The 16,513-nt window shown below is 63.4% G+C and carries 11 protein-coding genes; 4 read left to right on the forward strand and 7 right to left on the reverse strand.

The window, feature by feature from the left end; all coding sequences use genetic code 11:
* The first annotated feature begins 106 nt into the window (after window positions 1-106).
* From NEK97_RS06705 to NEK97_RS06720, 4 genes are all read left to right on the forward strand, one after another.
* A complete protein-coding gene (locus NEK97_RS06705) occupies window positions 107-1,291 on the forward strand; it encodes a histidine kinase (protein WP_257369084.1) in 1,185 nt (394 codons plus the stop codon).
* A 3-nt stretch (window positions 1,292-1,294) separates the two neighbouring features.
* On the forward strand, window positions 1,295-2,008 hold the full coding sequence (locus NEK97_RS06710; protein ID WP_257369086.1) for a response regulator transcription factor: 714 nt from the start codon (window positions 1,295-1,297) through the stop codon (window positions 2,006-2,008).
* 108 nt (window positions 2,009-2,116) lie between these two features.
* A complete protein-coding gene (locus NEK97_RS06715) occupies window positions 2,117-2,911 on the forward strand; it encodes an ABC transporter ATP-binding protein (RefSeq protein WP_235521534.1) in 795 nt (264 codons plus the stop codon).
* Window positions 2,912-2,914: 3 nt separating this feature from the next.
* Complete coding sequence (locus NEK97_RS06720) at window positions 2,915-5,383, forward strand: ABC transporter permease (RefSeq protein ID WP_257369087.1); 2,469 nt, start codon at window positions 2,915-2,917, stop codon at window positions 5,381-5,383.
* A 110-nt stretch (window positions 5,384-5,493) separates the two neighbouring features.
* Here NEK97_RS06720 and metG read toward each other — a convergent pair whose 3' ends face one another.
* The 7 genes from metG to NEK97_RS06755 all read right to left on the reverse strand — a co-directional run bounded on the left by metG (window position 5,494) and on the right by NEK97_RS06755 (window position 16,258).
* Window positions 5,494-7,053, reverse strand: coding sequence for a methionine--tRNA ligase (gene metG / locus NEK97_RS06725; protein WP_257369088.1), 1,560 nt, complete (start codon window positions 7,051-7,053; stop codon window positions 5,494-5,496).
* Window positions 7,054-7,087: 34 nt separating this feature from the next.
* Window positions 7,088-7,843: an ABC transporter ATP-binding protein gene (locus tag NEK97_RS06730; RefSeq protein ID WP_235521537.1), complete on the reverse strand. Its 756-nt coding sequence runs from the start codon at window positions 7,841-7,843 to the stop codon at window positions 7,088-7,090.
* On the reverse strand, window positions 7,840-10,650 hold the full coding sequence (locus NEK97_RS06735; RefSeq protein ID WP_257369089.1) for an ABC transporter permease: 2,811 nt from the start codon (window positions 10,648-10,650) through the stop codon (window positions 7,840-7,842). Before NEK97_RS06735 ends, NEK97_RS06730 begins: the two co-directional genes overlap by 4 nt.
* A 212-nt stretch (window positions 10,651-10,862) precedes the next feature.
* Window positions 10,863-12,458 (reverse strand): phosphoglycerate dehydrogenase, encoded by a 1,596-nt coding sequence (gene serA / locus NEK97_RS06740; protein ID WP_211711613.1) that lies wholly within the window; start codon window positions 12,456-12,458, stop codon window positions 10,863-10,865.
* A gap of 289 nt (window positions 12,459-12,747) precedes the next feature.
* Entirely contained in the window at window positions 12,748-13,773 is a 1,026-nt protein-coding gene (gene ilvC / locus NEK97_RS06745) for a ketol-acid reductoisomerase (protein ID WP_235521540.1), read from the reverse strand.
* 65 nt (window positions 13,774-13,838) lie between these two features.
* Window positions 13,839-14,351, reverse strand: a complete 513-nt coding sequence (gene ilvN / locus NEK97_RS06750) for an acetolactate synthase small subunit (protein WP_021470923.1) — start codon at window positions 14,349-14,351, stop codon at window positions 13,839-13,841.
* Window positions 14,352-14,353: 2 nt separating this feature from the next.
* A complete protein-coding gene (locus NEK97_RS06755) occupies window positions 14,354-16,258 on the reverse strand; it encodes an acetolactate synthase large subunit (protein WP_235521541.1) in 1,905 nt (634 codons plus the stop codon).
* Between the last annotated feature and the right edge of the window lie 255 nt (window positions 16,259-16,513).

Here is a 16,513-nt window from a genome sequence, read left to right on the forward strand (position 1 = left end):
ATCCACATGCTGGTCAAAATCGTCTCACTCTTCGAACACCCCGTAGCGCTGGGTTCAGACCACGGCATGATGCCCTGACACTCCGGCTCCGCATAGAGTCGTATGCGTGGATAGACGGCATGCAATATACGACTGGTTCCGGGTCAACCGCTTCAAAGTGGACCTGACGGCCACGTCCCTCCTGATCCTCCTCTTTGGGCCGGTCTATCTCCTGGCCGGCCACCCCTGGCTCGCCCTGCTTTCCTGCAGCCTCCTGTTGCCCCTCGCGTGGCGACGCACCCGCCCCGCCACGGCGGCCGTCGTCGTCATCCTTGTGTGCCTAGTCCAGTGGGCGGTGGGTGCGGAACCCGTGGCGGGCCAGATCGCGGTTCCGCTCGTCATTTACGCCACCGCCGCTTACGGACCCGCCTGGGCAAGTCGGACAGTGCTGCTCGCAGGGATGGTCGGCGGCATCATGCTGACCACACGCGAGTTCTCCAGCACTGCGGAGTCGGGCATCATGGGCCTCACCATCGGCGCCCTCTATACGGTCCTGATTTGGATGCTGGTGCTGGTGAGTTGGACGCTGGGTGACCTCACCCGCGTTCGACGGCTCCAACTGCAGGCACTGGAGGACCGCACACGGCGCCTTGAAGTTGAACAGCAGCAGGAACGCCAGCTGGCGGCAGCTGACGAACGATCCCATATCGCACGGGAAATGCACGACATCGTGGCCCACTCGTTGTCCGTGATCATCACCCAGGCGGACGGCGCACGCTACGCGGCCGCTGCGAAACCCGAGCTCGCCACCGAAGCGCTGGCCACCATCGCCGCCACAGGCAGGGATTCCCTGGGCGAAATGCGTCGCCTGCTGGGCGTCCTCCGCTCCGACGACGACTCCCCCACCCGCCCGCAGCCCCGCCTCTCGGACCTTGACGAGCTTCTCCTGGGTTTCCGCGCCGCGACACTGCAGGTGTCCTTCGACCAAAGCGGTGCTCCCCGCAGGGCGCTTCCCGCAGGAGCGGAGCTGACCGCCTACCGCATCATCCAGGAGGCGCTGACCAACGTCATGAAGCACGCCGGGCCGAAAGCGACGGCGGGAGTCACCTTGACGTGGCAGGCCAGGGGCCTGCAGCTGGACATCCTCGACGACGGGCGGGGCGCCGCCGCTGATCCGCCGGCGGCAGGTGGCGGCAACGGCCTGCGGGGCATGGGCGAGCGCGTGTCCCTCTACGATGGTTCCTTGACCGCAGGCCCGGAACAGGGCGGCGGTTTCCGCGTGTCCGCTTTCATCCCCTATTCGGAGGCCTAACCCATGTACGATGTTCCTGCGCCCATCCGGGTTGCCTTGGTGGACGACCAACACCTGGTCCGCTCGGGATTTGGCATGCTGATCAACTCCCAGGCGGACCTCGAAGTCGTGGCCGAAGCGGCGAACGGCATCGAAGCCGTGCAGGCTTTGGGGGCCACAGCGGCCGACGTCGTCCTCATGGATGTCCGCATGCCCGGGATGGACGGCATTGAAGCCACCCGGCGCATCCTTGAGCAGGCAGCAGCCCAACCCGCGGGATCGCAGCGCGCGGAGGTCAAGATCGTGGTGCTCACCACCTTCGATCTTGATGAGTACGCCTTGGCTGCCATCCAGGCCGGCGCGAGCGGGTTCCTGCTCAAGGATGCCCCGCCCGAAGAGCTCCTGGAGGCGATCCGCACCGTGTACCGTGGTGACGCCGTGATCGCACCGTCCACCACCCGTCGATTGCTGGACCATGTGGCGCCCCTTTTGAGGACGCAGACGCCTGAGCAGAGCGAGCACGCCGCGGCCGTCGAAAGCCTCACCGCCCGCGAGCGCGAAGTGTTCCAGCTGATCGCCCAGGGGCATTCGAATCCGGAGATCGCAGCGGGCTTGTTCTTATCCGAGGCCACTGTGAAAACGCATGTCGGGCACATCCTGGCAAAGCTCGGCGCCAGGGACCGCGTCCAGGTTGTGGTCATCGCATATGAGACCGGCGTGGTTGCACCTGGGGCGTAGCCTCATCCCGGGTTCCTCCCGGGCTCAGACCACGGTATGAGTTGGCGTCCGCGGGAATCGGTCCCCGGCCCGATCCGGCAAGGGTGCACCGAAACCTAGCGTGGAACCATGACAACATTCACGCCTCTCCCCCACCCTTCAGGAACGAACCCGCCGCAGGGATCGGACGCCGCCCAAGCCCGTCCCGCCGTCGAAGCATTTGAGCTGACCAAAAGCTACGGACGCGCCGATACAAGCGTTACGGCCCTGAACAAGGTGTCGGTAAGTTTCGACGCCGGGAAGTTCACGGCCATCATGGGACCCTCCGGATCCGGCAAGTCCACCCTCATGCATTGCCTGGCGGGCCTGGACTCGGCGGATTCCGGGCGCATTGTCCTGGGTGGCACGGAGCTGACCGGCCTCAACGACCGCCAGCTCACGGCACTGAGGCGTGAACGGATCGGCTTCGTCTTCCAGGCTTTCAACCTGGTGCCTACTTTGACAGCCGAGCAGAACATCACGCTTCCGCTTGCGTTGGCGGGTACAACGGCCGACGCCGGATGGCTCGATACCGTTGTCAGCACGCTTGGTCTGAAGGATCGCCTGAAGCACCGTCCACATGAGCTCTCCGGGGGCCAGCAGCAACGCGTGGCAGTAGCCCGAGCACTGTTGACCCGGCCCGACGTCGTGTTCGGTGACGAACCTACTGGCAACCTGGACTCGAAGGCCGGCGGCGAGGTTCTAGCTCTGCTTCGCCGGAGCAGCCAGGAAATGGGCCAGACCATCATCATGGTGACCCACGATCCCGTGGCTGCAAGCTACGCGGACCGTGTGGTGCTGATGAGCGACGGCGGCCTGGTGGGGGAAATCCACGATCCCACGGCAGATTCTGTCCTGGCGGCCCTTGGCAAGCTGGGGGCGTAAGGCATGTTGCGCGTTGCACTGTCCCAACTGACTACGCATTACCGGCGCTTTGTGGCGATCGGCCTTGCCGTGATGTTGTCGGTGATGTTCCTCGCTGCCACCCTCATGGTGGGCGCAAGCACCAACGCGTCCTTGGGTGCGAGTATCGGCGAGGCCTACCGTAAAGCGGACCTTGTGGCGACGTCCAAGAACGGCGAACCTTTCACCCAGGCCGCCGTGGACGCTGCTGCTTCTTCGCCCGCTGTGGCTGAGAGCTACGCGGAGCGGTCGACGTATGTGACCTTCCAGGCCGGCGGGGGTGAGCAATTCGGCCGGCTCCGGAATGCTGCCCCTGTTGCCTTGGAGGGCGCCGTCCTCTCATCGGGGTCCATGCCCTCGCAGCCTTTGGAAGCGGCCGTGGATGTCAAGACCGCAGAGCACCTGGGTCTTACCGTCGGCAGCACCCTGGAATTGCACGGGGCCGGTCCGGTCAAGAACGCCAAGGTGACCATTACTGGGCTGACGCAGGCCACGAACGACCCCTTCTCTTCTTCGGCAGCCCAACTAATAGCCTCCGAGTCGGTACTCAACGCGGTGCAAGACGCCGGAGCCGGCTATACGGGCTTGCAGTTCGCACTGAAACCGGGCGAGGACGTGTCCGCGGCGAAGGACTACATTTCCCGCCGGATGGACGCTGCCGGGGTGGTGTCGCCCGTCGTTGAAACGGCCCAGGAGAAGGTCACCTCAACGGTCGCGATGCTCAGCGCCGGGCAGGACCAGTTGACGGTGGTCCTGCTCGCCTTCGCCGGGGTGGCCATCCTCGTTTCAACCTTGGTGGTAGCCAATACGTTCTCTGTGCTGGTGGCCCAACGGACCCGGGAATTGGCCCTGCTGCGTTGTCTGGGCGCCGGGCGTTCCCAGATCCGCGGCTCGGTCATGCTTGAGGCCTTCGTGGTCGGGTTCGTGTCCTCCGTGCTGGGTGTCCTTGCCGCCACTGGCCTGATGACGGCGCTGATCGCCTGGGCCAAGTCACAACCGGAGCAGGCTTTCGCGACCCTGGCAGTCCCGCCGTCGGCCATTGTTGCCGGCATGGTGGCAGGCACCTTGTTGACCGTGGTTGCGGCGCTGGTTCCGGCCAAGGCGGCAACCGCCGTCGCGCCTCTTGCCGCCTTGCGTCCCGCCGATGACGCGTCCGTCCGGAACCGGCGTGGCAAGCTCCGGCTCCTCATCGGACTGCTGGCTTTTCTGGGCGGTGCCGGCCTGCTGGCCTACGGCAGCCTGAACGTGGAGCTGCCGGTTGCGTTGCTGGGTGGCGCCGCGTCGTTCGTGGGCATCCTGCTCTGCTCCTCCCTTTTCATCCCCTCTGTGGTGGCCTTGGCAGGCCGGCTCGCGGCACCGGCAGGCGTGCCCGGCAAGCTTGCCGCCGTCAATGCCACCCGCAACCCGGCGCGTACTTCCGCGACGGCCGCGGCCCTGCTGATTGGAGTGACCTTGGTGTCCCTCATGATGACGGGCGCCGCGACGTCCCGGCAGGCGTTCAACGACACCCTGGCAGAGAACTACCCTGTTGACCTTTCCGCCCCAACGTCCGTGGACGGCACAGCAGACCCTTCCCAGGCGGTGGCCCGGATCAAAACCCTCGACGGCGTCAGCGCGGCGGTCCTGCTGCAGGCCGTGGGAACCTTGAAGGACGCGTCCACCCCCGATGGCGGACAGACCGTGTACGCCCTCCCGGGAGCTGACGCAGGATCGGTGGTGCGGGATGGCAACCTGAAGCCGGCCCCTGGCGTGGTGTACCTGCCCGAAGACTCCGCCGCCGGGCGCGCGAGTATCGGCACGACAGCCGGCGATATTTCGCTCGATGCCAAGGTCCTGCGCACCCGGAACGTCCCTGCCTTCGTCGATGCAACCAGCATTACCTCCGCGGCGCTCCCGGAGACCCCTGGCATGGTGTGGGTGAAGTTGGACGACTCCGTCCCGGCGGACCGGGTGCAGGCAATCCAGAAGGAGATCGCGTCGGCCCTCGGCGTCCAGGAACGCACTGTCAGCGGCGCAGCGATCGAACGTGTGACGTTCAACAGCATCATCGATGTCCTGCTGCTCGTGGTCACAGGGCTGCTGGGCGTGGCCGTGGTCATTGCCTTGATCGGCGTGGCTAATACCCTGTCGCTCTCGGTTCTTGAACGGACGCGCGAAAACTCGCTGCTCCGTGCCTTGGGGCTGACCAAAGGCCAACTCCGCGGGATGCTGGCTATCGAAGCTGTGCTGGTGGCGGGAGTGTCAGCCCTCCTGGGCGCAGGCATGGGCATCGTCTATGGCTGGCTCGGCGCGCAGGCAACCCTGGGCGGCATGGCTACGGTGGTTCCCGCTGTGCCGTGGCTGCAACTGCTGGCAGTCTTCGGTGCGGCCGTGGTGGCCGGGCTGCTCGCATCAGTGATTCCGGCCCGGCGAGCCGCACGCTTATCCCCGGTGGAAGGACTCGCCACAGCCTGACGCTCCATCACCAAATGGCGCTCAAAACCGAACGCTCCCGCATTTCCTTCGGTCCTGCCGGGTGGAAATGCGGGAGCGTTCCGCTGATGGGGATGGTTCGTGGAAGAGCGCTAGGCTTCGGCGGGTTCCTCGAAGCGCGGGAAGACAGGGGCAGGTGCCGGCAGTTCAGTGCCAGCGACAATCGGCGTGGCGATCGCAGCGAACTGGCGTGCGTCACCTTCCGGCTGCCCGAGGACCTCAAGGAGCTTGGCCGACGACGACGGCATGACCGGCTGGACGAGGATCGCCACGATCCGGACCACTTCCAACGTGACGTAAAGGACCGTGTTCATCCGTTCCACGTCCGTCTTGCGCAGCACCCAGGGGGCCTGTTCTGCGAAGTAGGCGTTGGTATCACCGAGCACAGCCCAAATAGCTTCAAGGGCGCGGCTGAATTCCTGCTTTTCGAACGCAGAACGCGCGATGTCCAACAGTCCACCGGCCCGGGCCAGCAGGGCGTTGTCCTCGTGGGTGAACGCACCGGGCGTGGGTACCTTGCCTTCGCAGTTCTTTGCCACCATGGACAACGAACGCTGGGCCAGGTTTCCGAAGTTGTTGGCGAGGTCGGAGTTCATCCGGCCCACGATCGCTTCGTGGTTGTAATTGCCGTCAGCGCCGAACGGAACTTCGCGAAGGAAGAAGTAGCGGCACTGGTCCAGGCCGTACTGCGCCACGAAGTCCTGAGGTGCCACCACGTTGCCCAAGGACTTGGACATCTTGACACCGTTGTTGGTCAGGAAGCCGTGGATCATGACGCGCTTGGGCAATTCAAGCCCTGCGCTCATCAGGAAAGCAGGCCAGTAAATGGCGTGGAACCGCGAAATGTCCTTGCCGATCACGTGGACATCGGCCGGCCAGAACTTCCTGAACTGTTCGGACTCGACGTCAGGGTACCCCACACCCGTGAGGTAGTTGGTCAGGGCGTCCACCCAGACATACATGACGTGCTTCTCGTCGCCCGGGACCGGAACACCCCAGTCGAAGGTGGTGCGGCTGATGGACAGGTCTTCGAGGCCACGCTTGACAAAGCTTATGACCTCGTTGAAACGGGACTGTGGAGCACCGAACTCCGGCTGCTCGCCGTAGAGCTCCAGGAGCTTGTCCTGGTAGTTGGAGAGCCGGAAGAAGTAGCTTTCCTCAGCCGTCCAGGTCACCAGCGTGTCCGTCTCCTTGGAGTAACGGAGGCCGTCCTCCTTGACCACGGTGTCGTCCTCGACGTAGTACGCCTCGTCGCGGACCGAATACCAGCCCTCGTACTTGGACAGGTAGATGTCGCCGTTGGCTTCCATCTTCTTCCAGATGGCCTGCGACGCGGCGTAGTGGTCCTGGTCCGTGGTGCGGATGAAGCGGTCATGGGAGATGCCCAGGTCCTGGCTCATCTGCTTGAACGCCGCCGAGTTCCGGTCCGCGAGCTGCTTGGCAGTGATGCCCTCCTTCTCCGCGGACTGCTGCATTTTGAGCCCGTGCTCGTCCGTTCCGGTCATGAAGAAGACTTCATGGCCATCAAGCCGCTTGAAGCGCGCCATGGCATCGGTCGCAATGACCTCATAGGCGTGGCCGATGTGCGGCACGCCGTTGGGGTAGCTGATTGCGGTGGTGATGTAGAACGGGGATTTCTCTGGAGACGTCACTCTAAAAAGTTACCTTTATTTCGGATGAAAGAGCTTAGTTAAGTTCGGTCAGCGTATCGCTGAGGCGTACCAACTCGTGGTCGTGGGAAGCCACCATGACAGCGATACCGTCGCTGGTGGTGTCCTTCAGGATTCCGATAATGCGGTTGGCCGCGGCACGGTCGAGGCTGGCTGTGGGCTCGTCCACTACCAGGACCCGGGTGCCCAGGATCAGTGCGCGTGCAATGGCCACGCGCTGGCGTTCGCCACCCGAGAGCTGGGCGGGACGGTGCCGCATTCGGCGGCCAAGCCCCACCAGGTCCAAAAGGTCCTTGGCCATTTCCGTGCGCTGTTCCACCTCGCCGTCGGGAACGGCAGGAAGCAGGACGTTCTCCAATGCGCTCATGCCATCGATCAGGGCACCACCCTGGTCCACGTAACCGATGAGGGCACGACGACGGTCGGCAATTTCGTCGTCGCCCATCGTGTCCAGGGGGACGCCTTCCCAGAAGACCTTGCCCGACGTCGGCAGCGTCAGTCCGGCGCTGACCGTCAGGATACTGGTCTTGCCCGAACCGCTTCGGCCGGCGATGCAGTGCATCTCACCGGCGTGCAGCGTCAGGTTGAAGTCGTCGACGACGTCGACTTCTTCGGCTCCGCCTTTGTCGCCACCGTAGTGGATGGTGACGCGGCTCAGTTCCAGGGGCGTGGCGTGGTCCGCTGCCCGCACGATCGTGTTGGCGCGGGTCTGCAGCGACTCTTCGGGGGATTCCGGGGTGGCCGCCAGCTCGGGGTTGGGAGTCTCGGTCATTTGACTACTTTCGTTGCGATCGGAATCCAGCAAATAACGGCCAGCAACCCGGCCAGGCCGGCCCAAAGGGCCGCGTAGGGGGCAAGGAGCAGACCCAATCCCAGTGCGCCAAGGACGCCCAAAGGAAGAGCCACGGTGCCCACCAGTGCATTTTCGAAGAAGCGGACCTGTCCCAGCATGTCCGGGTTCCAGCCCATGGCACGCAGTGTGCCCAGGTACTCCCGCTTGGCATGGAGCTCAAAGCGGCCGGTGACAAGTGTCAGGAGAAGCCCAACCACCACGCCAAAGACGGCGAGGATCACGCTGGGAGCCGCAATGCTGGCAGCCGCAAGACCACTCAGCGCGCTGGCACCTGCCGCACGGGGAATGTCGATCAGCAGGGCGATCAAGGCACCTACCGCGGCACCGAAGACCCCAACGGCCACAGCCAGCGAGATGGAGTTGAACCTGTTGGTGGTGAGCTGCCTGTTGGCGAACGTCAACGGGGAATCCACGGTAACCAGGCGCTCATCATGCTGCGGTTCCTGGTCAACCACGACGCGGTGGCGCAACTGCTGGGCGGCCAACATAGCCGCTCCGATGTAAATGACCAGCATGGTCGCCGAGACGATCACGGTGGCAATGTTCCAGCTGAGGAGACTGAGGACCACTCCGGCAACCGTCAGCGCAGCAGCACCCACGGCGAACTCTTCAAGGACCCAGGACCGGATCCGCTTCTGGGTCCAACCCATGGCCCGCAGGATGCCGGCCTCGCTTCTCCGCTGGCGTATGTAGCTCACCGTTGAGGCACCGGTCAGGAGCGTGGCGCCCAACAGGGTCAGGAACAGGAGGGTGATGTTGGTTCCTGTGAGGGACCCGGAGACTGCGTCGGCAGCATCCTGGCGTACCCATGACTGCTGGACGGTGCCCAGGGGCGACTCCTTGCCGGCGTCGTCCTTGCTGTAGCCGGGAACAAAGATGTTGGCGTCTTCGCGGGCGGATCCAGCCACCACGGTGGCTTCGAGGCCGAGTTCGCGGATCTGGGTGGCGAGCTTCTCAACCTCGGGCTGGGCTGTCTTCCAGTTTCCCGCGGCGTTGGCACGGACGCGGACGGCGTCGATCACGTTGGCGTTGGAATCGTAACCACGGGCCGTGGCCAGGCCATAGTAGTCAGTGATGGCGCCGGCAGACTGGCTGACCAGGCCTGTAGCGCTCAAGGAAGGCTTCAGGGCCGTGCTTTGGACGTCCTTGCCGTTGGCGTCCTTGCTCAGTGTCATCGGGGCGGGGTCGTAGCCACCCAAAGGCAGCTTGTTGACGTCACCGGCTGCGGCTTGGACGGCGGCCGGATCAAAGGTGCCATAAACCATGGGCAAGGGGGCAGCGGGCTTCTTGCCCGTTTCGAGGTCTTCCCGGTACGACCGTTCGTCGACCGGTTTGCGCTGGGTCTGGTCCACAGGCGCTCCGAAGGAGGACTTCTCAGGCAAGCGGTTCACAGTGACCCAGTCCCCCGGCGTGGCGCTCTTGTCCGAAGCGCCGTTGGCGGCGTCCTCGCCGTCCTTGTACTTCGGCGCAGCTGCGAAAGCGGTGCTCCAGGTGGCCGGGTTGTACAAACCCTGGCTGAACGACGCCGTGCTGCCAAGCAGTTGGCTGTGGTCGGTGGAACCGGGCCACTCCAGGGCAAACGGGGACTTGGAAACGAACGGGAGGTAGTCCTTGTCCAAAGAACGGGTGACCGTGCCGACGTCCTTGACGACCTTGCCGCTTGCGTCAATTTCCTCGATCTTGACCGAGTACTGCAGGTCCAAGGAAGTACCCGTGCGCACGATCAGCGGGATCGCCTTGGAGTCGTTCGTCAGCAGGCCATCACGCTTGGCTTGCTGGTACTGCGTCATGAGCGGTGCCCAGTACTTGAGCTTGACGCCCAGGAAATCAGGGCCCTCCTCGAGCTGTTGCATGCTCAGGCCTGTGGTGAAGAGGCTCTCAAAGTGGCGTCCGATGGCTCCCGCGTCGCGGGCGTCCGCCGGGGGCGCCTTTTCAAGCGGCGCCAGGAAGTCGCCCGCTGAGCCCAGCAGGGCCCTTTCGGCAGCAGGATCGACGGCGACGACAGACTCAGTCACCTCAGGTGCCAGGGGAAGCGCGACAGAAAGGTTGAACAGGTTGTGCTCGGACCCGAGAGCCGGAGCCGGGAACTTGACGCCGGTCTCCCCCTCAGGACCGGCGATCCGGACGTTGCTGCCGCCGGCAGCCTGCTCCTGCACCAAGCGGCCCTTACCCAGGGTGCCCTCGGCGCTGGTCTTGAAAAGAGTCTGCTGGTTGACTCCGTCAGAGCTGGTTGCCGATGCTGTCAGGCGGTACTTCTTCGGTGAATCGGACAACACGGACTCGGCCGCAGGCCACTTGCTTGAATCCATGGCGGAGGGGTCGCCCGCAGTGATAGCGCCGGCAAGGCCGGCGTTATATCCCAGGTAGTCCATCGCATTCAGCCGGGGGGCTTCCAGGTTCTGGGACACGCGCGAGACCAGGCTGATGGGAGCCGCTACGGCCGTCTGGCCCATGCCGCGGATTTTGTCCAGTTGATCAAAGCTGATGCCGCCCTGACCATTGGCAATCTCCGGCTGGATCAATGCACCGCCGTCCCCGTTCCGGGACTGATCCGGCTTTGCCTGGACCAGGATGTCGTAGAGTCCCCGCGAGTTCTCGTCCACTGTACGGTTCAGGGCTGCCTGTGACTGGCTCTGAACTAGGACGGACAAACACATTGCGACGATCAAAATGGCCGCGGTCAGCAGCAGCACACGGCTTCTGATGAACCTTTGGACGGCGTTCATTGGGCTCCCTGAGACCTTGATTGCGGGCGCGCACACATGATCCGGCATTTTGCGAAAAACGCGGGAAATACCGGGCTGTATGTGCAAAAAGTTTGTGGCCGGCCTGCTGCCGGGTCCGAATCCCGGACCCAGCCATTGTAAGCAGACCGGCCACTCCTGCGTGCCTTAGGGTGTGTCGCAGGCACGCGAACATCAGCTGATACAGATCAGTCCTAGTCCTCCAGGTCCACTTCCCGGACCATGTCTGCACCGATCCCGGCCTTGATGGCTTCCAGGACCTGCTGCGGAACGGAGCTGTCGATGGTCAGGAGGGCAAGGACCTGCCCGCCCTCGGTCTGGCGTGCAACCTGCATGCCGCCGATGTTGATGTTGTTCATGCCCAGGATGTGGCCAATGGTGCCGATAACGCCCGGGCGGTCTGCGTATGCCACGACCACCAGGTGTTCGCTAATGGGAATTTCAACGTCGTATCCGTTGACGCCCACGAGCTTCTCCACCTGCTTGGGGCCCGTCAGAGTTCCGGCAACAGAGATCTGCGAACCATCGCTGAGAGCTCCGCGGATCGTCAGGACATTGCGGTAGTCCTCAGCGTCCGGTGTGGTGATAAGGCGGGTGTTGATGCCGCGCTGCTCGGCGATGACAGGGGCGTTGACGTAGGAAACCTGCTCGGTGACCACATCAGCAAAAACGCCCTTCAGGGCAGCGAGTTCAAGGACCTTGACGTCAAGCGCAGCGATCTCGCCTGCCACCTCAACATCGATCTGAGTGAGGGAAGCATGGGTCAGGGCGGTGAAAATGCGCCCCAGCTTTTCGATCAGCGGGATGCCTGGACGGACGTCCGGTGCAATGACTCCCCCGGCGACGTTGACGGCGTCCGGCACGAGCTCGCCGGCCAAGGCAAGGCGCACCGACTTGGCCACGGAAACGCCTGCTTTTTCCTGTGCCTCATCCGTTGATGCTCCAAGGTGCGGAGTAACCACTACGTTGTCGAGCTCGAAGAACGGCAGGTCGGTGCTCGGCTCCTTGACGAAGACGTCCACGCCGGCACCAGCGATCTGGCCTTCCTTCAGTGCGGTGTAGAGGGCTTCCTCATCCACCAGTCCACCGCGGGCAACGTTGATGACGTACGCCGATTCCTTCATCTTCGCGAACGCATCCGCTCCCAGCATCCCCACCGTTTCGGGCGTCTTGGGCATGTGGATGGTGATGAAGTCGGAGTTTTCCAAAAGTTCATCCAGGGTGACCAGCTTGACGCCGAGCTGGGCTGCGCGCGCCGAGGTGATGTAGGGGTCGTACGCGAGGATCTCGGTCTCGAAGCCCTGAAGACGTGCCGCGACCAAGGCACCAATACGTCCGAGGCCAATGATGCCGATCTTCTTTTCGAAGAGTTCGATCCCGGTGTACTTGGAACGCTTCCACTCGCCGTTCTTCAACGCCGCACTGGCCTGCGGAATGTGGCGGGCCAGGCTGAGGATGTGGCCCACAGTAAGCTCAGCGGCCGAGACGATGTTCGACGTCGGGGCATTAACCACCATGACGCCGGCCTGTGTTGCGGACTTGATGTCCACGTTATCCAGTCCAACGCCGGCACGGGCGATGATCTTGAGGTTCTTGGCAGCGGCGATCGCTTCGGCATCCACCTGGGTGGCCGAGCGAACCAGGATGGCGTCGACGTCGGCGATTGCGGACAGCAGCTGGGAACGGTCGGCGCCGTCGGTCTGGCGGATTTCAAAGTCCGGGCCCAATGCCTCGACGGTGGCGGGCGAAAGTTCCTCGGCGAGGAGGACGACGGGTTTGCTGGCTGACACGGGGTGGCACCTTACTTTGGACAACTTTGGGACAGAACTGGACAAGGAGCGGATGCGTGGCCCGGGCACGGCACCGGGACCAGCCCAGAATATCGAATCCGGGCTCTGTTTCCGGTGCCGGGGAGGGATGTTACGACCGGCCGGACCGTTGCTGTGAAGAAGTTCACAGCCAAGGTTGCTGAGTAACCGGAAGGGAAAAGTGTGGGGAAACAACGACGCCCGCCCGGTTGTGTAGGCCGGACGGGCGTCTGCTGCAGTTCTTGGGCCGTAGGGTCCAATCAACCGGAAATCAGCGGGCTGCGGAACCCTCGACGTAGTCGGCGTCCTGCTGCTGCCAGGAGAAGAGCGAACGCAGTTCACGTCCAACTTCCTCGATCGGGTGCTGCTCTGCCTTGGCACGCAACTCCTTGAACTCGACGCCGCCGTTGTCCTGGTCGTCGATAAAGCGCTTGGCGAAAGCACCGCTCTGGATGTCCGCGAGGACAGCCTTCATGTTTTCCTTCACCTCGGGGGTGATGACGCGGGGGCCGGAGACGTAGTCGCCGTACTCAGCGGTATCGGAAACGCTCCAGCGCTGCTTGGCGATGCCACCTTCCCACATGAGGTCCACGATGAGCTTGAGCTCGTGAAGTACCTCGAAGTAGGCGATCTGCGGCTGGTAGCCGGCTTCGGTCAGGGTTTCGAAGCCGTACTGGACGAGCTGGGAAACACCACCGCAAAGAACGGACTGCTCACCGAACAGATCGGTTTCGGTTTCTTCGGTGAAGGTGGTCTTGATGACGCCGGCGCGGGTGCCGCCGATGGCCTTGGCGTAGGACTTGGCCAGGTCCCAAGCGGCACCGGAAGCGTCCTGCTCAACAGCGATGATGTCCGGAATACCGCGGCCGGCTTCGAATTCGCGGCGAACAGTGTGGCCCGGAGCCTTCGGGGCGATCAGGATGACGTCGACGCCGGCAGGAGCCTCAATGTAGCCGAAGCGGATGTTGAAACCGTGTGCGAAGGCAAGCGCCTTGCCTTCGGTCAGCTTGTCCTTGATGGAGTCGTTGAAGATCGAGCGCTGGTGCTGGTCCGGAGCCAGGATCATGATGACGTCTGCCCATTCGGCGGCGTCGGCAACGTTCTTGACCGTGAAGCCTGCGTCTTCTGCCTTGGCGGCCGACTTTGAGCCGTCCTTGAGTGCGATGACTACCTCGACGCCGGAATCGCGCAGGTTGAGGGCGTGGGCGTGGCCCTGGGAACCGTAGCCGACGATGGCTACCTTGCGGCCCTGGATGATCGACAGGTCTGCGTCGTCGTCGTAGAACATTTCAGTCACTTGCGTAACTCCTCTTGAGTGGTTTCTTAGATATTGATGGTGGTGCTGCGGTACTGGGCGCGTGCTCACGCGGAGCGGAGCGCCCTGTCACTCATGGAGCGGGATCCCCGTCCAACGGCCAAGGTGCCGGACTGCACTATTTCACGGATGCCGAACGGCTCCAGCACTGAAAGCAGCGCTGCGAGCTTCTCGGGGGTACCGGTTGCCTCAATCACCAACGAGTCTGTGGACACGTCGACGACGGCGGCACGGAACAGGTCTGCAGCCTGGGTAACCTGCAGACGTGTCGCGGCATCCGCACGTACCTTAACCAGGATGTGGTCGCGTTGTACGGAAGATTCAGAAGTGAGCTCCACAATCTTGATCACGTTGACCAACTTGTTGAGCTGCTTGGTGACCTGCTCGATCAGGTCGCCGTCGGCGTCGACGACGACAGTCATGCGGGACATGCCGGGAACCTCGGTGGGTCCCACAGCAAGGGAGTTGATGTTGAATGCGCGCCGGGCGAACAGGCTGGCCACGCGGGTCAGCACGCCGGGCTTGTCTTCTACCAGAACCGACAGTGTGTGGCGGGTCATGCCTAGTCCTCCTCTTCCCATTCGGGGGTCATGTTGCGGGCAACCTGGATCTGGTCATTGCTGACCCCCGAGGGCACCATGGGCCAGACCATCGAGTTGGGGCTGACGACGAAATCGATCACCACTGGGCGGTCATTGATTTCGAGGGCCTTCTGGATGGTGGCGTCGATGTCCTCGTCACGCTCGCAGCGCAGGGCAGCGCAGCCGTAAGCGTCAGCCAGCTTGACGAAATCCGGAATCCGGATGGTGTCGTGGCCTGTGTTCAGGTCCGTGTTTGAGTAGCGGCCTTCGTAGAACAGTGTCTGCCATTGGCGGACCATGCCCAGCGAGGAGTTGTTGATAATGGCGACCTTGATCGGGATGTTGTTGATGGCGCAGGTGGCCAGCTCCTGATTGGTCATCTGGAAGCAGCCGTCGCCGTCGATGGCCCAGACCACGCGGTCCGGCTCACCAACCTTTGCGCCCATGGCAGCCGGAACCGAGTATCCCATGGTTCCTGCACCGCCGGAGTTCAGCCACGCGTGGGGGCGCTCATACTTGATGAACTGTGCAGCCCACATCTGGTGCTGGCCGACGCCTGCGACGTAGATGCCGTCCGGACCGGTCAGCTCGCCAATGCGCTTGATCACGCGCTGGGGTGCAGTCAGGCCGTCCTCGGGCTCGGTCCAGCCCAGCGGGTAAGTGTCCCGGAGGTTGCCCAGGAAAGCCCACCAGGAATCCAGGTCGGGGGTTCCGCTCAGCTCGAACTGCGTCTTCACGGCCTCGGTCAGTTCCGGAATGATTTCCTTGACCGATCCCACAATCGGCACGTCGGCGGTGCGGTTCTTGGAGATTTCCGCAGGGTCGATGTCGGCGTGGATGACCTTTGCGAACGGCGCGAACGTCTTCAGCACGCCGGTCACCCGGTCATCAAACCTGGCACCGAGCGTGATCAGCAGATCGGCCTGCTGGAGCGCGGTAACAGCGGACACGGATCCGTGCATGCCGGGCATGCCCACGTGCTGCGGGTGCGAGTCCGGGAATGCACCGCGTGCCATGAGGGTGGTGACGACAGGAGCGCCAGTTGCCAGGGCGAGCTCCATGAGCTCCGCCGAGGCGTGGCCCTTGACGACTCCACCACCGACATAGAGGACAGGCTTGCGTGCTGCGGCGATCAGCTTGGCAGCTTCGCGAACCTGCTTGTTGTGTCCGCGGACCACCGGACGGTAGCCCGGCAGGTCCACCTTCGGCGGCCAGGAGAACGTCATCTGGCCAACTTGGGCGTCCTTGGCGATGTCCACCAGCACAGGGCCGGGACGGCCCGTGGAAGCGAGGTGGAATGCCTCGGCCATGACATGGGGAATGTCGTTGGGGTCGGTGACCAGGAACGAGTGTTTGGTGATGGGCATCGTGATTCCCACGATGTCCGCTTCCTGGAAGGCATCCGTGCCGATGACTCCACTGGAGACCTGGCCGGTGATGGCCACCATCGGCACGGAGTCCATGTGGGCATCCATGATGGCGGTAACGAGGTTGGTGGCGCCCGGGCCTGAGGTGGCGATGCAAACGCCAACCCGTCCGGTAACCATGGCGTAGCCTTGCGCGGCGTGGCCGGCTCCCTGTTCGTGACGGACCAGGATGTGGTTCATGCTGGAGGCCATCAAGGGGTCATAGGTGGGCAGGATCGCGCCACCGGGCAAACCGAAAATATCATCCACGCCGAGTTCTTCGAGCGAACGGACAATTGCTTGCGAGCCGGTCATCACCGTTGGGGGTACAACGTTGTTCGGCCCAAGTACAGGAGAGAGAGGTGCAGCAGCGTCGACGACGACGGCCTCAGCCGTGCGGTCGACCTTTTCCGGAGCTTTGTGGGCTCCAGCGGACTTTGCAGCCATCAGCGAGGGGCTGATCGGCGATCCTTTGCTCATCGGACTCTTCCTTAGTGGATCTTCATTGGTGGGACTTGGGAATAAAAAAACCCCTCAGCCTTCCGGCTCTTCGAGGGGTTTGCGCGTGACGGTTCGTTACCAGTCGGGCTAAGCCACGCGCTTGGTAAGGACGACGACGCCGACGGTAACGAATGTGATCATGCGTTCAGTGTTCCCTCTTAGGGAGATACGTGTCAATTGACGACTATCGTATCTCACTATTTGGACAGCGATGTCCGCCTGCCGGACTCCGAC

The organism is Paenarthrobacter sp. UW852 (assembly GCF_024608385.1).
GTDB lineage: Bacteria > Actinomycetota > Actinomycetes > Actinomycetales > Micrococcaceae > Arthrobacter.